General features: G+C 64.4%; 19 protein-coding genes. 10 read left to right on the forward strand and 9 right to left on the reverse strand.

The genetic code is table 11. The features are described 5' to 3' along the window. Positions 1-50 precede the first annotated feature (50 nt). Together D2V17_RS17965 and D2V17_RS17970 are read right to left on the reverse strand one after the other, a co-directional pair. Complete coding sequence (locus tag D2V17_RS17965) at positions 51-1,115, reverse strand: 4-oxalomesaconate tautomerase (protein ID WP_119594515.1); 1,065 nt, start codon at positions 1,113-1,115, stop codon at positions 51-53. Between the two features lie 109 nt (positions 1,116-1,224). Then, complete coding sequence (locus D2V17_RS17970; protein WP_119594570.1) at positions 1,225-1,899, reverse strand: 4-carboxy-4-hydroxy-2-oxoadipate aldolase/oxaloacetate decarboxylase; 675 nt, start codon at positions 1,897-1,899, stop codon at positions 1,225-1,227. 124 nt (positions 1,900-2,023) lie between these two features. On the opposite strand from D2V17_RS17970, the gene D2V17_RS17975 reads away from it, so the two are divergent. The 8 genes from D2V17_RS17975 (at position 2,024) to D2V17_RS18010 (ending at position 8,682) form a co-directional block, all read left to right on the forward strand. Further along, a complete protein-coding gene (locus D2V17_RS17975; RefSeq protein ID WP_119594517.1) occupies positions 2,024-2,917 on the forward strand; it encodes an NAD(P)-dependent oxidoreductase in 894 nt (297 codons plus the stop codon). Further along, positions 2,914-3,939, forward strand: a complete 1,026-nt coding sequence (locus D2V17_RS17980; protein ID WP_119594519.1) for an amidohydrolase family protein — start codon at positions 2,914-2,916, stop codon at positions 3,937-3,939. Before D2V17_RS17975 ends, D2V17_RS17980 begins: the two co-directional genes overlap by 4 nt. Next, on the forward strand, positions 3,939-4,256 hold the full coding sequence (locus D2V17_RS17985; RefSeq protein WP_119594521.1) for a DUF2218 domain-containing protein: 318 nt from the start codon (positions 3,939-3,941) through the stop codon (positions 4,254-4,256). Before D2V17_RS17980 ends, D2V17_RS17985 begins: the two co-directional genes overlap by 1 nt. A 1-nt stretch (position 4,257) precedes the next feature. Next, a complete protein-coding gene (ligA, locus tag D2V17_RS17990; RefSeq protein ID WP_119594523.1) occupies positions 4,258-4,680 on the forward strand; it encodes a protocatechuate 4,5-dioxygenase subunit alpha in 423 nt (140 codons plus the stop codon). Positions 4,681-4,682: 2 nt separating this feature from the next. After that, positions 4,683-5,597: a class III extradiol dioxygenase subunit beta gene (locus tag D2V17_RS17995; RefSeq protein WP_119594525.1), complete on the forward strand. Its 915-nt coding sequence runs from the start codon at positions 4,683-4,685 to the stop codon at positions 5,595-5,597. A 181-nt stretch (positions 5,598-5,778) separates the two neighbouring features. Then, positions 5,779-6,741, forward strand: coding sequence for a Gfo/Idh/MocA family oxidoreductase (locus D2V17_RS18000; protein WP_119594527.1), 963 nt, complete (start codon positions 5,779-5,781; stop codon positions 6,739-6,741). A 108-nt stretch (positions 6,742-6,849) separates the two neighbouring features. After that, on the forward strand, positions 6,850-7,842 hold the full coding sequence (locus D2V17_RS18005; RefSeq protein ID WP_119594529.1) for an aldo/keto reductase: 993 nt from the start codon (positions 6,850-6,852) through the stop codon (positions 7,840-7,842). A 36-nt stretch (positions 7,843-7,878) separates the two neighbouring features. Next, complete coding sequence (locus D2V17_RS18010) at positions 7,879-8,682, forward strand: CmcJ/NvfI family oxidoreductase (RefSeq protein ID WP_119594531.1); 804 nt, start codon at positions 7,879-7,881, stop codon at positions 8,680-8,682. A gap of 99 nt (positions 8,683-8,781) precedes the next feature. On the opposite strand, the gene D2V17_RS18015 is transcribed toward D2V17_RS18010, so the two are convergent. The 6 genes from D2V17_RS18015 to D2V17_RS18040 form a co-directional block, all read right to left on the reverse strand. Beyond that, positions 8,782-9,132, reverse strand: coding sequence for a DUF4168 domain-containing protein (locus D2V17_RS18015; RefSeq protein WP_119594533.1), 351 nt, complete (start codon positions 9,130-9,132; stop codon positions 8,782-8,784). A gap of 257 nt (positions 9,133-9,389) precedes the next feature. Continuing rightward, a complete protein-coding gene (locus D2V17_RS18020; RefSeq protein ID WP_191229281.1) occupies positions 9,390-10,691 on the reverse strand; it encodes an alginate export family protein in 1,302 nt (433 codons plus the stop codon). A 96-nt stretch (positions 10,692-10,787) separates the two neighbouring features. Continuing rightward, on the reverse strand, positions 10,788-12,659 hold the full coding sequence (locus D2V17_RS18025; protein ID WP_191229282.1) for a methyl-accepting chemotaxis protein: 1,872 nt from the start codon (positions 12,657-12,659) through the stop codon (positions 10,788-10,790). A 163-nt stretch (positions 12,660-12,822) separates the two neighbouring features. After that, positions 12,823-13,335 carry a YybH family protein gene (locus D2V17_RS18030; RefSeq protein ID WP_119594539.1) on the reverse strand — a complete coding sequence of 171 codons (513 nt, stop codon included), beginning with the start codon at positions 13,333-13,335 and terminating at the stop codon, positions 12,823-12,825. 104 nt (positions 13,336-13,439) lie between these two features. Then, complete coding sequence (locus tag D2V17_RS18035; protein ID WP_119594540.1) at positions 13,440-14,297, reverse strand: dienelactone hydrolase family protein; 858 nt, start codon at positions 14,295-14,297, stop codon at positions 13,440-13,442. Positions 14,298-14,363: 66 nt separating this feature from the next. Beyond that, a complete protein-coding gene (locus D2V17_RS18040; RefSeq protein ID WP_119594541.1) occupies positions 14,364-15,317 on the reverse strand; it encodes an SDR family NAD(P)-dependent oxidoreductase in 954 nt (317 codons plus the stop codon). 73 nt (positions 15,318-15,390) lie between these two features. Here D2V17_RS18040 and D2V17_RS18045 point away from each other — a divergent pair, with 73 nt between their 5' ends. Together D2V17_RS18045 and D2V17_RS18050 are read left to right on the forward strand one after the other, a co-directional pair. Then, positions 15,391-16,089, forward strand: coding sequence for a nuclear transport factor 2 family protein (locus tag D2V17_RS18045; RefSeq protein WP_119594542.1), 699 nt, complete (start codon positions 15,391-15,393; stop codon positions 16,087-16,089). A 63-nt stretch (positions 16,090-16,152) separates the two neighbouring features. Next, positions 16,153-17,295 (forward strand): amidohydrolase family protein, encoded by a 1,143-nt coding sequence (locus D2V17_RS18050; protein WP_119594543.1) that lies wholly within the window; start codon positions 16,153-16,155, stop codon positions 17,293-17,295. Positions 17,296-17,322: 27 nt separating this feature from the next. On the opposite strand, the gene D2V17_RS18055 is transcribed toward D2V17_RS18050, so the two are convergent. Then, on the reverse strand, positions 17,323-17,565 hold the full coding sequence (locus D2V17_RS18055) for a hypothetical protein (RefSeq protein ID WP_119594544.1): 243 nt from the start codon (positions 17,563-17,565) through the stop codon (positions 17,323-17,325). Between the last annotated feature and the right edge of the window lie 13 nt (positions 17,566-17,578).

The raw sequence follows: 17,578 nt of genomic DNA on the forward strand, positions 1-17,578 counted from the left end.
GACAAAGCAGTCCTTCGACAAGCTCAGGACAAACGGAGTTTTTTCATACCTCAGACGAACACCACCCCGTCCATCAGCTTGCGCGCGGTGCGCAGCAGGGCCGAGGTCGCGACTTCGCCGTTGTCGTCCATCGTCATCACGCAGCTCATCTCGCCGCTGGGATGCTCGATGCTCAGCGTCTTGATCTTGCCCTCGGGGATCTGCGCCACTTCCGCAGCGGGCGAGCCTTCGACAAGACAAGCCGTTGCCGCCGTCACCGCGCCGAGCACACCAATCGAGGCATGGGCGCGATGCGGGATGAACACGCGCGTAGTTACAGCGCCGCCATTCTTCGGCGGAGCCACCAGCGTCATCTTGGGGACCGACTTTTCCTTCACGTCGCCAAGGTTCATCAGTGGCCCGGCAGCAAGGCGGATGGTCTCGATCTTCGCGCGGATCTCGGCGAAGCCATCGCCCTCCATCTCCTCGCGCGTTTCGTAGCCGGTCGCGCCCACGTCCTCGGCCTTGAACACGATGCAGGGCATGCCGTTGTCGATCAGCGTGCAGGGCACGCCCTCGATCACGTCGACCGGATTGCCCGTGGGGAGCAACGCACCGCAGCTCGATCCGGCGGTGTCGCGGAACTCCAGCGGAACCGGCGCATGACTGCCCGGCACACCGTCGATTTTCGCGCCGCCAGAATAGTTTACCGCACTACCCGGCGTTTCGACCGTGGCCACGGCAACCTGCCCGGTGTTCTCCATGAAGATCGCCACCGAGGTCTGCTCGCCGGTCGGTTCGACCAGCCCGCGCTCGATCGCGAAGGGACCGACACCGGCGAGGATATTGCCGCAGTTCTGCGCATCGGAAACGATGGCCTGATCGACGAACACCTGCAGGAACAGGTAGTCGACATCGATCCCCTCGCGCTCCGACTTCTTGACCACGGCGACCTTGCTGGTCAGTGGGTCCGCCCCGCCCATGCCGTCGATCTGGCGCGGATCGGGGCTGCCCATCACGCGCAGCAGGAATGCGGCACGCGCGTCGACATCGGCGGGAAGGTCGGAGGCGAGGAAGTAACCGCCCTTGGAGGTCCCTCCCCGCATCCACATGACTGGTGCTGAACTGGTTGCCATCAAGAACTCCGTTCGTCTCGAGCGCAGTCGAGAGACGGGAGGTGTGCGCCGGACCAGCGTGTCTCGACTTCGCTCGACACGAACGGATTGGCGCTGCCTCCCTGCTAAATCAAATCCACTTCAGGCCCATGTCGGTGAGCTTCTGGCGGAAGCCGTACATGTCGAGGCCGAGCACACCGTCAGCGAGCTTCTGGCGCTTCTCTTCCTCGTTTGCTTCGCGCGCCTGCGCTTTCTTCAGCACCTCTTCGGCCTCTTCGCGGCGCACCACGCAGACGCCGTCGTCGTCGGCCACGATCACGTCACCGGCGCGGATGAAGGCGCTGGCGCAGACCACGTCGACATTGACGCTGCCGAGCGAGGCCTTGATCGTGCCTTGTGCGAACACGCGCTTGGCCCAGACCGGGAAGTTCATCTCGGTGAGGTCACGCACGTCGCGGATACCGGCATCGATAATCAGGCCGCGCACGCCGCGCGCCTGTGCCGAGGTGGCGAGCAGGTCGCCGAAATAGCCGTCTTCGCACGGGCTGGTCGGCGCGATCACGAGGACGTCGCCATCCTGGCACTGCTCGATCGCGGCGTGGACCATGTAGTTATCGCCCGGCGGGACCGAGATCGTGATCGCCGAGGCACCGATGCGCGCGCCCGGATAGATCGGACGCATGTAGCTGGCGAGCAGGCCTTTGCGGCCTTGCGCCTCATGCACGGTGGCCACACCGCACTTGCCCAGAGCACTAACAACTTCCGGATCGGCCCGGTCGATCTTGGTGACGACAACGCCCATGATCAGCGATTCTCCTGCTGGTTTACCTTTGCGGGCTGACTGAACCCCCACTTGCGGAAGGTCAAGCCGGTCACGTGGGAAGTTGTAAGCACCACATACAATTGTTAGGGGAAGCACGGAGAGAGAGATGAGCACGCAAGATTCGAATACAAATGCCCCCCGTGTGGCGCTGATCGGCTTCGGTGAGGCCGGATCGACCTTTGCTCGCGCCGGAGGGTGGAGTGGCCACGCCGCGGGTTGGGATCTGCTGCCCGAGCGCCGTGCCGCCATGGCCGAATGCCAGGTGACAGCTTGCGCCGATGCGGCTGAAGCTTTGGCCGGAGCGCAGCTGGTGCTCAGCCTCGTCACCGCCGATCAGGCGCTCAAGGCCGCGCAAGGCTATGCCCCGATGCTGCCCAAGGATGCGCTGTTCTGCGACATGAACTCGGTCGCGCCGGGCACCAAGCAGGCGGCGGCCGCAGCGGTGGAAGCTGCCGGGGCCAGCTATGTCGATGTGGCGGTGATGGCTCCGGTCGACAAGGCGCTGGCCGTGCCGCTGCTGATTGCGGGCAAGCGCGCTACCGAAGCCGAACAGATGCTGCGCGCGCTGGGCTTTTCGAACACCCGCGTGGTCGGCCCCGAAATCGGGCAGGCCAGCGCGATCAAGCTGTGCCGCTCGGTGATGGTGAAGGGGCTGGAGGCGCTCACCGCCGAGATGGTCCTCGCCGCCAACAAAGCGGGCGTGCTCGGCGAAGTGCTGGCCAGCCTCGACGCGAGCGAAAAGCCGGTCGCCTGGGCGACGCGTGCGGACTACAACCTTGACCGCATGCTGATCCATGGCCAACGCCGTAGTGCGGAAATGGCCGAGGCAGCGCGCATGCTGCGCGACCTCGGGATCGATCCGCTGATGACCGACAACACGGTCAGCCGCCAGCAGGCACTCGGGGAACTGGGCATCAGCCCTCCGCCCGACGGCCTCGCCGCCAAGCTGACCGCGATTAACGACCGGAGCACCTCCGGGACAGAAGAGAGCGAAGCATGAGTCTTATCATCGACTGCCACGGCCATTACACCGTTCTGCCCAAGAGCCACGATGCGTGGCGCGAGGAGCAGAAAGCCGCCTACAAGAATGGCACCGAGTGCCCGCCTTATCCTGAGATTTCCGATCAGGAGATCATCGACACGATCGAGGCGAACCAGCTCAAGCTGATCAAGGAGCGCGGGGCCGACTTCACGATCTTCAGCCCCCGCGCTTCGGCCATGGCGCCGCACGTGGGCGATCAGGCCGTGGCGACCGAATGGGCGCGTCGTTGCAACGACCTCATCTACCGCGTCACCCAGTTGTTCCCCGATACCTTCATCGGCGGCTGCATGCTGCCGCAGAGCCCCAAGAGCGACCTTTCGGAAAGCGTGAAGGAGCTGCGCCGCTGCGTCGAGGAAATGGACTTCGTGGTCTGCAACCTCAACCCCGATCCGGGCGGCGGCCACTTCGAGCATCCGCCGCTGACCGACGAATACTGGTTCCCCATCTACGAAGTGATGGAAGAGCTGGACGTACCGGCGATGATTCACGTCTCGGGCAGCTGCAACCCGGCCATGCACGCCACCGGCGGCTACTACCTCGCGGCTGACACCGTGGCCTTCATGCAGCTGTTGCAGGGCGACCTGTTCAGCCGCTTCCCCAGGCTGAAGATGATCATTCCGCACGGCGGCGGCGCGGTGCCCTATCACTGGGGCCGTTATCGCGGGCTCGCGGACATGCTCAAGCAGCCCGCGCTCGACACGCACCTGATGAACAACGTGTTTTTCGACACCTGCGTCTACCACCAGCCGGGCATCAACCTGCTGGCCGACGTGATCGAGAACAAGAACATCCTGTTCGGCAGCGAGATGGTCGGCGCGGTGCGCGGGATCGATCCCACCACCGGGCACTATTTCGATGACACCAAGCGCTATGTCGACGCGCTCGATATTTCCGCGGAAGAGAAGCACATGATCTTCGAGGGCAATGCCCGCAAGGTCTATGGCCGCCTCGACGCGGTGCTGGCGAAGAAGGGCTACTGATGAGCGAGGGGCCCGTCATCTCCCATGGCTTCGCCAGGTGCGAAAAGCCCGAGCGGTATATCCAGCAGCTGGTGAAGCACTGGAGCCACAAGATGGCGGCCACCTACGACGAGGGTGACGGGATGGGGGCCTTTCCCTTCTCCGACCTCGAAAGCGCGGTGCTGCTGGCGCGGCCCGAGGGCATCGCCATCACGCTCACCACCGCCGAGGCGCAGCGCAATGTGCATATGCGCGGCGTGCTCGAAGAACATATCGACCGCTTCGCCTTCCGCGAGGCCCCGCTCACATACGAATGGAAAGAGGCAGAGGACTGCTGAGATGACCGAGAAGAAGAAAGAACGGATCAACATCCACGAATATCTCGCCGAGTTCGACGATATTCCAGGCACCCGCGTGTTCACCGCCCAGCGTGCGCGCAAGGGCTACTGGCTCAACCAGTTCGCGATGAGCCTGATGAAGGCGGAAAACCGCGAGCGCTTCAAGGCCGACGAGAAGGCCTATCTCGACGAATGGAACCTCACCGATGCGGCCAAGCAAGCCGTGCTCGATCGCGACTACAACGCGATGATCGATGAGGGCGGCAACGTTTACTACCTGTCGAAGCTGTTTTCGACTGACGGCAAAAGCTTCCAGTTTGCCGCCGGTTCGATGACCGGCATGACGCAGGAAGAATATGCACAGATGATGATCGACGGCGGTCGCGCCCCGCAAGGCGTTCGCTCGATCAAGGGAGGCTACTGATCATGGCACGCGTAACCACGGGCATCACGTCCAGCCACATCCCGGCGCTCGGCGCCGCGATCCAGACCGGCAAGACCGGCGATGACTACTGGGGCCCGGTTTTCGATGGCTACAAGGCCATCAAGGACTGGATCAAGCAGCCCGGCAACATGCCCGATGTCGTGGTGCTGGTGTACAACGACCACGCCTCGGCCTTCGACATGAACTGCATCCCGACCTTCGCGATCGGCTGCGCCGAGAGCTTCAAGCCGGCCGACGAAGGCTGGGGCCCGCGCCCCGTGCCCGACGTGATCGGCCACCCCGATCTCGCCTGGCACATCGCCCAGAGCCTGATCCTCGACGATTTTGACATGTGCATCTTCAATCAGATGGACGTTGACCACGGCTGCACCATTCCGCTCTCGATGATGTTCGGCGAGCCGGAAGAATGGCCGTGCAAGGTCATTCCGCTGCCCGTCAACGTGGTGACCTATCCGCCGCCCTCGGGCGCGCGCTGCTTCGCGCTGGGCGACAGCATCAAGGCCGCGGTGGAGAGCTTCCCCGAAGACCTCAACGTTCACGTCTGGGGCACGGGCGGCATGAGCCACCAGCTGCAGGGCCCGCGCGCCGGCCTGATCAACAAGGAGTTCGACCTGAACTTCATCGACAAGCTGATCAACGATCCCGAGACGCTCGCGAAGATGCCGCACATCGAATACCTGCGCGAAGCGGGCAGCGAAGGCATCGAGCTGGTCATGTGGCTGATCATGCGCGGTGCGCTGGGCGACAAGGTGAAGGATCTCTACAACTTCTACCACATCCCCGCCTCGAACACCGCGCTCGGCGCGCTGATCCTGCAGCCGGAAGAGACCGCTGGCGAAGCGCTCGACCCGCGCGTGGTTCATTCGGGCCACTCGCTCGCGACAGCGGCGGAATAGAAATACGGGAACCAACCCCGCTCGTCCTGAGCTTGTCGAAGGACTGCCTTTTTCTTGGGCACTGTCATCAAGGGGAAGAACAGCCCTTCGATCCTTCGACAAGCTCAGGATCAGGACGAGCGGACATTTGGGGAAGCGCCGTCTGTCGGGTGCGCCCCTCAGCAAACAGGAGACCACCCTCATGAAAATCGCACTCGCCGGCGGCGGCGCATTCGGTGAAAAGCACCTCGACGGCCTCAAGAACATCGACGGCGTGGAAGTGACCGCGCTGGTCGGGCGTCGGCTCGAACCGACGCAGGCCATGGCCGACAAGTACGGCGTGCCCTTCGCCACCACCGACTACGAAGAGATGCTGAAGCGCGACGATGTCGACGCCGTCATCCTGTGCACCCCCACCCAGATGCACGCCGACCAGGCGATCAAGGCAATGGACGCGGGCAAGCACGTCGAAGTCGAGATTCCGCTCGCCGACAGCTGGGCCGATGCCGAAGCCGTGCTCAAGAAGCAGGAAGAGACCGGCCTCGTTTGCATGGCCGGCCACACCCGCCGCTTCAATCCCTCGCACCAGTACGTCAAGCAGCAGATCGAAGCGGGCAAGTTCAACGTCCTGTCGATGGACGTGGAAACCTACTTCTTCCGCCGCGAGAACAAGAACGCCAAGGGCGAGCCGCGCAGCTGGACCGACCACCTGCTGTGGCACCACTCGGCGCACACGATCGACATCTTCCAGTACATGACCGGCGCCAAGGTGATCGCGGCCAACATCCTGCAAGGCCCGAAGCACCCCGAGCTCGGCATCGCGATGGACCAGTCGATCCAGATGAAGACCGACAAGGGCCAGATCCTGACCCTGTCGCTCTCGTTCAACAACGAGGGGCCGTTCGGCACCTTCTTCCGCTACATCGGCGACACCGCCACCTACCTCGCGCGCTATGACGACCTGTTCACCGGCGCCGACGAAAAGATCGATCTCTCGGTGGTGGACCTGCCCTCGAACAACGGCATCGAACTGCAGGACCGCGAATTCATCGCCGCGATCCGCGAAGGGCGCGAGCCCAACAGCTCGGTGAAGGGCGTGATCGAGTGCTATCGCACCATCGGCAAGCTCGCCGCCAGCCTCGAAGAGCAGGACGGCTGGTCCTGATCACCGTGCGGGTATAGAGCCTGCCCATAAAGCCATTCTGCGGCCGCGCTACTCGACGTGGCGCGGCCGCAAGTGTTTCCAGCAAGGCAAACAGCAAGGAAAATCCATATGAAGCGCACTCTCGCCGGCCGCGAAGTCCATGCCATCGGCCTTGGCTGCATGAACCTCTCCTGGGCCTACGGCACCCCGCCCGCCCATGAGGTGAAAGTCGAACTGCTCAACACGGCGCTCGATCTCGGCTACGATCACTTCGACACCTCGAACATCTATGGCGGCGGCAAGAACGAGGAACTGCTGGCCGAGGCGATCATGCACCGGCGCAGCGAGTTCCTGCTCGCCAGCAAGTGCGGGATCGTGGTCGAAGGGCCGAAGCGCGGGGTCGATTGCAGCCCCGAGAGCATCGCCGCAAACCTCGACAAAAGCCTCGCCCGGCTGAAGACCGACCATATCGACCTCTATTACATGCACCGCTTCGACCCCAAGGTGCCGATTGCCGATTCGGTCGGCGCGATGGTGCGGGCGATGGAAGCGGGCAAGATCGGCGCCTATGGCGTGTCCGAGTGGTCATCGGCGCATATCCGCGAGGCCCATGCGGTGCATCCGGTCGCTGCGGTCCAGCCCGAATATTCGCTGTGGACGCGCAATGTGGAGCTTGGCGTGCTCGACACCTGCAAGGAGCTGGGCATTGCGCTGGTCGCCTTCTCCAGCACCGGACGCGGTGCGCTCGGCGGGGTGCTGCGCGATCCCTCGACGCTGGAAGAGACCGACCTGCGCACCAAGATGCCGCGCTTCAATGCCGAGAACTGGCCGAAGAACCTCGCCGTGATCGAGCAGTTCGAGGCACTGGCCAAAGAGGTGGGCGTAGCCCCCGCCCAGCTCGCCAACCGCTGGGTGCTTGAGCAGGGCGACAACTGCCACGCCATCCCCGGCACCACCAGCATCGCGCATATGGAAGAGAACTTCCACGCCGCGACCGTGGCGATCCCCGCCGATGCGATTGCCAGGGCGGGCGAGATCATCAACCACTCCACGGTCCACGGTCACCGCTATCACGAAGCGATCCGTCCCACGATCGACACCGAGGAATTCGCTGAGGCCTAACGCCCGGCCCACCGGCAAGTCTTGGGAGAGGCTGGCATGACAGACCTGCGCACCCGCATCGGCTATAGCGAGCGGACCGAAAAGCGCCCCTACTTCTACGCCAACGCGCACGAGAAGGACTTCGTGCCGCTGGCGCCGGTCGAGGTGGCCATCCACGATGCGCGCGGGCGCGACTGTTCGCTCGATCTCGAGGGTTTTACCCTTGTCGCGCACGAAAGCGCCGTGGCCGATCTGACGGACCTCGCCGAAGTCCAGCGCGTGCATACGGGCGAGATCGCCGAGCTGCTCACCTCACTCACCGGCTGTGACCATGTGACGATGAGCCCGATGGGCATCCTGCGCTTTTCCGAAAGGCAGGGCGTCAACGCGGCGCACGACAATTCGCACCCTGCGCGCTTTGTCCATGTCGATATGGCAAAGGAGGCCGCCGCTGCCATGCGTGACAAGGGCGCACCCGAGGGCAAGGCCGTAGCCCGCAGCGCGCAATACAACGTGTGGCGCGTGCTCAGCGATCCGCCGCAGGACGTGCCGCTGGGGCTATGCGACTATACCTCGCTCGCACCCGAAGATCTGATCGGTTGCGACGCGATCTTCGACCCGCTCGACGGCAGCCCCGAGTGGGGCTTCCCGAACTATCTGCTGGCGCACAATCCGGCGCACCGCTGGTTCTACTATTCGGCCATGCACCGGGGCGAGGCGCTGGTGTTCAAGACCAGCGAAAGCGATCCGGCCCGTGCGCAACTCATGCCGCACGGAGCCTTCGATAATCCGCTGGCCGGGCCCGATGCTCCACCCCGGATCAGCCTGGAAATGCGCGGCACCACCTACTGGTTTGCCTGAGCCCGAAAAGAGGCGGGCACCAGGCGTGATGAGTCGCCCGGTGCCCGCAGCCGCGCAGGGGTGCTGATGCGCGGCAGGTGTTGGTGTCAGCTGTTAGTGTCAGGCACCGCCCTGAGCGTTGGCAATTGCCAGCTGAATGCGCTGGGCCAGCTCGGGGTCGTTGCGCGATGCATCCGAGATTTCATTGAACTTCTCGGCAGTAAGCCCGCTGCTTTCGACTGCCGCCACGGCACCGCTCTGGCGCGCTTCGGCATCGAGCGACGCATCGTTCTGCAACGCGCTGATCTCGACCGCCACCTTTGCATAGGTGTCGATCTCGGCATCGGTGAAGGATGCAGCAGAAGCGTCAGCGGTCGGAGCATCAGCCCCAGCATCGGAATCGGCCATCTGTGCGAAGGCGGGCGACGCAAACAGCAGCGTACCGGCGGCAAGTGTAACGATCTTCTTCATAATCCTAAATCTCCTTGGTCTGGGCGGTGAGGCCCATAGCGCCCCGCTGACACCGAGTTGGGCAAGCTTGCCGCAAGGCGCAATCACGTCCGCGACGGAGTGAGCAGACTGAGGGACCAAAAAGTGGATTATGTTCCAGACGAGCGACGAAACGAGCCAGACAGCACCATTTTCAGAACAGTAACCATCTGGCTCGTTTTCATCTTATCTCATCATAATAACGATCCGTCGCCGATGACGAATCGTTTACATTAGAATCAAAAGGTCAGTTCGAGCGAACTATAGCCATAGTGTGTATCGCCATAGCCATTTGCATTGGGCGCGGCATCGAAGAAGTCACCCTTGAACAGCACGCCCCCGCCCAGCTCGCTGCGCAACAGACCGGGGATCACCCACCAGCGCAAACGCCCCTGCACCTGCGAGCCGGCATCGGAACCCGAAGCCCCCGTCACATCGCGGACCTTGGTGAACGAGAAGGCATCGGTCGCCTCCTCAAGCCAGGCGCGGCGGCATTGCAGCTGCGCATCGACACGCGACGAGAGCTTGGCCTCGGCCTGCACACCGATGCTGGAGATGTTCTTGCGCCCCAACGGTCCGAACAACGCGGCTGGCCCCCAGTCGCCATAGCGCGGGCCGAACAACGGATCGAAGCCGTTGTAGTCGGCGCTGGCCGGATCGTCGCCGGTGGCGATATCATAGAAGGCGGACAGGCGCGGCTTCACCGCATCGTCGAAGGTGTAGCCGACCTCCGCGTGCAGCGTCCAGGCATCGACATCCACCTGCGGCGCCGTGGCCGCCGTGCCGGTGCGGATATGGCCAAACTGGTAAGCGGCCTCCAGCTCGACATCGGGCCGGCCCCGCCCACCGTCGCTGACCAGCCGTGCGCCCGGCGTTATCAGATGGCGGTTGCGGGTCGGATGGCCGGGTGCATCGTCCTCGTCGAGACCATAGACATAGGTCTCTATCGTCACGTCATCCGTCAGCGGACGGCTGTAGAAACCACCCCACAGCGCCAGATCGATGCCCTCGCGGTCCCATTCGACCTTGTTATCGACCACGGCTGCCGCATCCGATGGCAGGCGCTGCTGCGGCAACACATAGAATGCGGTGAACTCACCCGCGCCCGACCAGTCGAGGCGCGCGCCGGTGAAGCCATTGGCGTCGTTGCGGAAGCTGGGATTGCCGATCAGCCGCTTCGAACCGAGGTTGATCAGCTGCCGCCCGATGGTGAACCGGGCCTTCTCGGAAAGGTCGAGCGCGGCATAAAGCTCGATCACCTCCAGCGCGTTGATGTCGGTGGCGCCGAGCGGCGTCGCCAGATCGTTGGCATAGGCCCGCGAATCCTGCACCGTCGCGCCGAGGTGGAAGCCTCGCCCGGTATAGGTGCCCTTCACCAGGCTCCGCATCAGCACGATGTCGGCATTCTCGACCCCGCCGGGCCGGAAGTTCCCGTCCATCGCCTCGTAGCGAACGCGGACGCTGCCTTCCAGATCGAAGCCTGTCGCCTTGCTCTGGGCCGCTGCCGGAGCGGCTGCCAGCAAGGCAGCAGGTATGGCCATGGCAGGCGCCAGCCTGCGCATTCCAGATCGCATCATAGTCAATCCCTTCGGCCTTGCGGCCTTGTATGTTGGGGCGCGCGCGGAGGCGGGCGTCGATCAGAACTCGGACCAGTCCTGATCGTCGAACGCCTCAGGTGCGACCGCCAGCGCGAGATTGCCGCTCACCGCCGCCGGCATCGCAGCCGGAGCCCGATAGGCCGGTCGCGGGGCCGCGCTTTCGCGGTTCATGCGCTCGGCAGCCATCGAAGCCAGCACGCTGGCATTCGATCCCGACAGACGGAACTGGGTCACGAGCTGGGTCAGGTTATCGGCCTCGGCCGCCAGCTGACGCGCCGCTGCGTTCGACTCTTCTGCCATGGCCGCGTTCTGGTGCGTCGACCGGTCGATCTCGCCCATCGCCGACTTGGCATTTTCGAGGCTGCCGGCATGGCTCGACAGCGCCTGACTGATCGCGTTGGCCGTGGTGGCAACATCGGCGATGCGCTGGATGATCTGGTCAAGCGCCGTACCCGTATCACGCACCAGCTGCGCGCCGCTGGCAACTTCGGCAATCGAGCTGTTGATCAGCTGGCGGATCTCCTCGGCGGCCTCGCTCGAACGCTGAGCCAGATCGCGCACCTCGTTGGCGACCACGGCAAAGCCGCGCCCGACTTCCCCCGCACGCGCCGCCTCGACGCCCGCGTTAAGCGCCAGCAGGCTGGTCTGGAAGCTGAACCCGTCGATCACGGTGATGATGTTGCCGATCTGCTTGGTCGAGCTTTCGATCGAGTCCATCGCGGTGACCGCACGGGCGACAATCTCGCCGCCATCGCGCGCTTCGCTCATCGCCGCATCGACATTGCGGGCCGCCGTATCGGCGGAAGCCGCCGAACTGGCCATGCCGTCGCTGATCGAGACCACCGATTCGGTGATCCGGCTCAGCTCGGCAGCCTGCTTTTCGTTGCGCGCGGCAAGGTCGTCCGAAGCCTGACGGATTTCCATCGAGCCGCTGCGAACCGATCCGGCCGAGGCCGACACCGAGTTCATCGTGTCATGCAGCTGCGTGACGGTGGCGTTGAAGCTGGCGCGCAGCGCGGCATAGTCGCTGCCCAGTTCGGGCAGGCCGACGGTGAGATCGCCCTTGGACATCTTTCCGAGACATTCGCCGAACACTTCGATCATGTGCTGCGTATCCTGCTCCTTCTGCGCCTGACCGACGCGCGCCTCGCGCAGACGTTCGCTGGCGCGGGCCAGTTCGCCGATCTCGTCGGTACGGTCCTGATAGGGGACGCGGGCCGTAAGGTTGCCCGCCTCGATCTGGCCGATCGAGCCGATCAGCGCGCCGGTTTCGCCGCCAATCAGGCGCTTGATAAGTCCGGCAAGGAAGATCTGGATCGCGCAGGACACCAGCATGATCAACACCGTGGCAACCACCACTGCCAGCGCGAGCCGGTGCTGTTCGGCGGACAGCGCCTCGGCGCGGGCGATGGTTTCGTTGCGCACGGCCTCGATAGCCCCGTCGACCCGTTCGCCCGCCTCCAGAATGCGCGCCACGCCAACCGTACCGCCGCTGTCGTTGCGCACGGCCCAATCGACCGCTTCACCATAGGCATCGGTCAGGCGCACGATCTCGTCGACCTGCGGCGCAAGATCGCCCTGCAGCACCGTGCGGGCGCTTTCGATCGACGTGTGCATGTCGGCGAAGTTGCTGCGGAATCCGTTTTCGGTGCCGCCATCGTGCACCAGCGCATATTTGAACGCATCGCGCTCCAGCGAGGCAAAGTCCTTTTCCAGCAGAGCCGAATGGAGCGCTGCCGACGAATAGGCATCGTCCTTCAGCGTCATCTTGTACGTGAGCCAGGACCCGATCCCGACCGCCACGATCAACATCACCCCCAGCACGACGGCTGCCGTCGCCTGAAAGCCGAGCCGCTTTGCAATTGACTTACCGGCCAGCCAGCCAGCGAAACCGCGATCGTAATTATTCATGCTTTCCCTCGCACTTGATGCCCCCGCGCCAGATGGCTGCGACTTACATTCGTGTGAGGGTAATAGGCTTGGCATGTTCAGGGTCGCTGACCGCACGCTTCGGCAGAAAGCGGCTATGTGCGGTCAACACCTCGTTAACTTGCTGCCCTGGCCCGGAGGAAGGTCAGCCTTCCTGCGGCGCTTCCGGCGCGGCAGGCGCGGCTTCGGCAGCAGCGTCGGCGCGCGGAGCGTTGATCGCCGAGCGAATCATCCAGGTCCCGCCCGACTGGCGCGTCCACACCGTCTGGCTGATCATCTTCTCGGTTACCGGCTCACCGCTTTCAGGGTCGGTCATGGTGATATCGACGTTGGAAGCCAGCGCCGCGAGATCTTCCGCGCTGGAGGCCCAGCCATCGGCTGGCGTCACTTCGATGTGGAAGGCCGGGTCGGCAATCAGGTCGCCATAGGCATCGGCGATGGCCGCGCCGCCCACCAGCCGGGTGCCATCGGGCCGCACCAGCACGGCATCGTCGGCATAGAGCCGGGCAATCCCCACCAGATCGTCGGACGCAATTGCATCAAGCTGCGCCTGTTCAGTGGCACGGATGGTGGCGACCACATCTGCCGGGTCGGCCCCGCCCGAACAGGCGGCGAGCATGGTGGTGGCTGCCAGTGTGGCAAGAACGGCTTTGCGCATTTTCAATCCCCTCAATGGTGCCGGGCGCGGCTGCGCCCTCGGTCACGAGGGGGGATAGGGCTCCGTTAGCTTGCTAACTTTGATCTCGCGCAAGCGCTCCGGGCTCACAGCCTGGCGGTATAGAGCGCCAGCAAGGCGGCCCAGGCACGCTCGGCCTCGGCCTGATCGTAAACCGGGCTGTCGAGCACGGTCCAGCCATGGTCGCCCTGATAGACCTCCACCGAAACATCGGCCGCCGCCACATCGCCTGCCGCCTTGAGCGCATCCTTGTCGGTGGGTGCCTTGGCGTCGTCGTTCCTGGCGATGCAGATGATCGCCCCGGCATCGCCCGCCATGTCGTCGAGCAGGTTGACCGGCGCATTGGCCTCCTCGCCGACCAGCCCGCCGCCGTGGAAGCTGGCGGCGGCCTTGATCCGCTCGGGCACGGCGGCAGCGGACATGATGGTCCAGCCGCCGGTCATGCAATAGCCCTGATTGCCGATCCCGCGTTCACTGTCGACCGCATCCTGCGCATCGAGCCAGGCGACCACCGCAGCCGCCGTTTCGGCAATGGCTTCGGGCGTATTCTTGGCCATCCACGGGCCGACCGCATCGAACCCGCCGCCGCTCCGCCAGGCGTCGAAGTCCTCGAACTGCTGCCCCGCAACCGAGCGATAATAGGGATTGGCGACGAGCACGGCATAACCCGCCTCGGCCAGACGCCGCCCCATCATCACCTTGGCCGGACGCAGGCCCGCGATGTCGGGCCACAGGATCACCGCCGGATGACGACCCTCGGCGGGATGGATGAACACGCCGTCGAAGGTGCCGCCGGGTGCGGCGAAGGTGACGCTGCGTTCGGTCAGCCCCGAGGCCGTCGCACCGGCAGCGGTGCAGGCGGCCAGCGCGCCACTGGCCCCGAGCGCCGCGAACTGGCGGCGATTGACGGATGGCATCCCGATAACCTGATCCTGCGTGCACATGACTATTCTCCCCGGCGAGTGTTAGGCGGCGGGCAGCTTACCGCAATCGTCCGCAGGGTCCAGCGGTCAGGTCAGGTCATCCATCTGAATGAACAGCCCTTCCTCCGCCGCCCGCATCGCGTCGCGGCGCAGCTGCTCGATCCGGGCGCGGCCCGGCGGGCAGGCCTCGATCGGCAGCGCCTGCACCTGCTTCATATATTCCTCGGCGAAGTCGACCCCGTGCTCGGGGTGGGTGAGGATCAGGCCGTCCTGCCGGGTCATCCCGCGCAGGATCTTCGCGCCGACCTCATAGGGGTCCATCCCCTCATCGAAGGCGGTGCCGAACTGCTCCAGCTCGCCTTCCTTCGCCGGGGTGAAGCCACTCTCGGCGAAATCGTCGGGCCGCTTCTGCGCACTCTTCCAGGCGTTGGTGCGGGTGAGCGCGGGGCAGCACAGCGAGCAACCGATCCCGTGCGGGGCGAGGTTGTAACGCAGGCTCTCGGTCAGGCCGCGCACGGCGAATTTGCTGGCGGTGTAAATGCCCGCCTGCGGCCCCGGGAGGAACGCCGCCATCGAGGCCACGTTGACCACATGCCGCCGCCCCGAAGCCGCCTTGATCTTGGGCAGGAACGAGACGATCCCGTTGACGTTGCCGCCGAAGTTCACGTTCATGATCCAGTCGAAGTCGTCGTAGCTCGCCTCGTCGGTGGGGCCGAACACCGAGACGCCGGCATTGTTCACCAGCACATGGACTTCGCCGAAGGTCTTCTCCACTTCATCGGCGGCAGCGGCGAAGCCTTCGCGGTCGGTCACGTCGAGCTTGATGAACAGCGGACGCTCATGCCCATGCGAGGCGAACCACTCCTCGGTCGCGGCGCGGTCGTCCTCGTTGCGGTAGGACAGCGCCAGCTTCATGCCAGCATCGGCAAAGGCCTGCGCAGTGCCGAGGCCGATCCCGGTCGCGGCCCCGGTGATGAAGGCAACCCGCCCCTCCCAATCGCTCCGGAACCGGGCACCGTTCAACGCAGCTGTTTCGGACATCGTCAATTTTCCTCTCGCCATGATCGTATCAATCGTTAGGAATCACCATAGATCAATAAGGGAGAGAGTCGATATGAGCGACACCGAGAGCCGCCTGGCGGCACTGGAAAAGCGCGTCACCGAACTGGAAGACATGGCCGCGATCCGCCGCCTGCACTGGGCCTATGGCTACTACATCGATTTCAACCGCCCTGACGAGGTTGCCGAGCTGTTTTCCGAAGATGGCTGCGTGGTGTTCCTGTCGGGCGAGTATGTCGGGCATGCCGGGGTCAAGCGGCTCTATGGCGACTGGATCGCCGGGCGCTTTACCGGCGGACGGCCCGGTCCGGTCAACGGCTTGCTGCTCGACCATTTCCAGATGCAGGACATCATCACCGTCGCCCCCGACGGCAAGACCGCGAAGGGCCGCTTCCACGGCATCCTGCTCGGCGGCTGGCATGACGACTTCCAGGACACCAAGGAAGAGTTCATGCCCCAGCAGTTCATGGAAGCGGGCATCTACGAGAACGACTATGTGAAGGTCGACGGCGTGTGGAAGATCCAGCGGCTCGACTACATGATGCAGTGGCAGGGCGACTATGAGAACGGCTGGGCGCACACCACCGCGCACCTGCAACCGGCAGCGAAAACCTTCCCCGAGGATCCGCTCGGCCCCGACCGTCTGCTTCCGCCCGAGCAGCACCGCGAGACCTGGCCTTACCGGCAGGACGTGCCGATGCACTTCGCCCATCCGAAGTTCGGCATCGCCTTTGCGGACAGCGTGAAAGGCTAGCACATCAAGGGCCGCTCCTTCACCACGAAGGAGCGGCCTTTCTCTTGGGAGAGGCAGCGCTCTATGACTTCCGGCAAACTCGAAGATGGCAGCGAGAAAGGGCTGAAGGGCCATTTCCGCGAGGATTTCAGCCACCGCGCCCGCACGGGCCTTGCACCACGCGCGGGCCATGTGCTGCGCGACGCTCCTTATAAGCGGATCGCCTGCGAGGAGGCATGGACCTTCCCCGACCTCGTGAAGGCGCAGGTCGCCTATTGCGAAAGCGGCGCCGCCCCCGATGACGATTCGCTCAAGATGGCGCGCATGTTCGCCAACATGCCGAGCCTGCAAGAGATGTTGCAGGATCTGGGCGATTTGCGGATCGCGCATATGGACGAATTGGGGATCGACCGGCAGTTGCTGTTGCTCACCGCGCCCGGCGTGCAGGTGGTGAAGCCGGGCGACGGCACCGCGCTGGCCATACAGGCCAACGACATCGCCGCCGAAGCCTGCCGCAATCACCCCACCCGCTTTTCGGCCTGCGCCGCCTTCGACCCGCGCGATGTGGCGGGCAGCGTGAAGGAACTGGAACGCGCCGCCAAGTTGGGCCTCAACGGGGCGGTGCTCAACTCGCACTGGCAGGGCCACTATCTCGACGAGCCGGAGTTCTGGCCGATCCTCGAAGCGCTCGAGGCCAACGGTCTGGCGCTGTATATCCACCCCACCGCACCCTTCAACGGCGCGCATTACGAGAAGCGCGGATTCTTCGGCGCACTAGGCGGTTTCCCGCACGATGTCTGGTTGCACACGATGGGGCTCATCATGTCGGGTGCCTTCGACCGCTTCCCCAGGCTGCGACTGGTGATCGGGCACATGGGCGAGTGCATGCCCTTGCATCTCTATCGGTTCGACTGGATGCAGGGCAACGCCGACGGCCGCGCCCGCCCCGCCCTGTTCGGCGATGGCGAGATCCGGCGGCTCAAGCACCCGGCCAGCTACTATTTCAGGACCAATATCTGGATCACCACCAGCGGCGTTGGCTGGGAGCCGGCGATCAGGTTCTGTCAGGAGGTGCTGGGGCCCGAGCGCGTGCTCTATGCGATGGATTACCCCTATCAGCAGAGCTACGACGAGGTCGCCGTCTACGACCGCATGGCGATCAGCGACAAGGACAAGAAGCTGCTGATGGAAGACAACGCCCGCACGGTGTTTCGCATCAGGGGATGACCGCCGCCGGGCGCTCGGGCCCCGCGGTCACCGCCCGAAGCGCTGGAGCTTGTCGACCGCTATCGGGTGGATATGGCCGAAGAAGCCGATCTGCGCGCTGTTGCCGCTGATCGCGATCACGCGGCCATTGATCGAGAGCTGATCGCCGATGGTGAGCTTGCAGAAGTCGGTGTCGCGATCCCACCCGGCCGCGTCGGCGGCATCGAAGCGCGCCTCGCAGCCCTGGCTGGTCAGCCCGGTGATCGACACGGGGAACTGCCGATCCGCCATCGCACAATGCCCG

The sequence above is a fragment of the Aurantiacibacter xanthus genome, from assembly GCF_003584015.1.
Taxonomy (GTDB): Bacteria; Pseudomonadota; Alphaproteobacteria; order Sphingomonadales; family Sphingomonadaceae; genus Alteraurantiacibacter; species Alteraurantiacibacter xanthus.

Coding starts and splice junctions, on each gene's coding strand:
- D2V17_RS18030 (WP_119594539.1), bottom strand. CDS start 13,335: ATGCGCAAAGCCGTTCTTGCCACACTGGCAGCCACCACCATGCTCGCC.
- D2V17_RS17980 (WP_119594519.1), top strand. CDS start 2,914: ATGAGTCTTATCATCGACTGCCACGGCCATTACACCGTTCTGCCCAAG.
- D2V17_RS17965 (WP_119594515.1), bottom strand. CDS start 1,115: ATGGCAACCAGTTCAGCACCAGTCATGTGGATGCGGGGAGGGACCTCC.
- D2V17_RS18015 (WP_119594533.1), bottom strand. CDS start 9,132: ATGAAGAAGATCGTTACACTTGCCGCCGGTACGCTGCTGTTTGCGTCG.
- D2V17_RS18025 (WP_191229282.1), bottom strand. CDS start 12,659: ATGAATAATTACGATCGCGGTTTCGCTGGCTGGCTGGCCGGTAAGTCA.
- D2V17_RS18055 (WP_119594544.1), bottom strand. CDS start 17,565: ATGGCGGATCGGCAGTTCCCCGTGTCGATCACCGGGCTGACCAGCCAG.
- ligA (WP_119594523.1), top strand. CDS start 4,258: ATGACCGAGAAGAAGAAAGAACGGATCAACATCCACGAATATCTCGCC.
- D2V17_RS18020 (WP_191229281.1), bottom strand. CDS start 10,691: ATGGCCATACCTGCTGCCTTGCTGGCAGCCGCTCCGGCAGCGGCCCAG.
- D2V17_RS17985 (WP_119594521.1), top strand. CDS start 3,939: ATGAGCGAGGGGCCCGTCATCTCCCATGGCTTCGCCAGGTGCGAAAAG.
- D2V17_RS18045 (WP_119594542.1), top strand. CDS start 15,391: ATGAGCGACACCGAGAGCCGCCTGGCGGCACTGGAAAAGCGCGTCACC.
- D2V17_RS18040 (WP_119594541.1), bottom strand. CDS start 15,317: ATGTCCGAAACAGCTGCGTTGAACGGTGCCCGGTTCCGGAGCGATTGG.
- D2V17_RS18050 (WP_119594543.1), top strand. CDS start 16,153: ATGACTTCCGGCAAACTCGAAGATGGCAGCGAGAAAGGGCTGAAGGGC.
- D2V17_RS17995 (WP_119594525.1), top strand. CDS start 4,683: ATGGCACGCGTAACCACGGGCATCACGTCCAGCCACATCCCGGCGCTC.
- D2V17_RS18035 (WP_119594540.1), bottom strand. CDS start 14,297: ATGTGCACGCAGGATCAGGTTATCGGGATGCCATCCGTCAATCGCCGC.
- D2V17_RS17975 (WP_119594517.1), top strand. CDS start 2,024: ATGAGCACGCAAGATTCGAATACAAATGCCCCCCGTGTGGCGCTGATC.
- D2V17_RS18000 (WP_119594527.1), top strand. CDS start 5,779: ATGAAAATCGCACTCGCCGGCGGCGGCGCATTCGGTGAAAAGCACCTC.
- D2V17_RS18010 (WP_119594531.1), top strand. CDS start 7,879: ATGACAGACCTGCGCACCCGCATCGGCTATAGCGAGCGGACCGAAAAG.
- D2V17_RS18005 (WP_119594529.1), top strand. CDS start 6,850: ATGAAGCGCACTCTCGCCGGCCGCGAAGTCCATGCCATCGGCCTTGGC.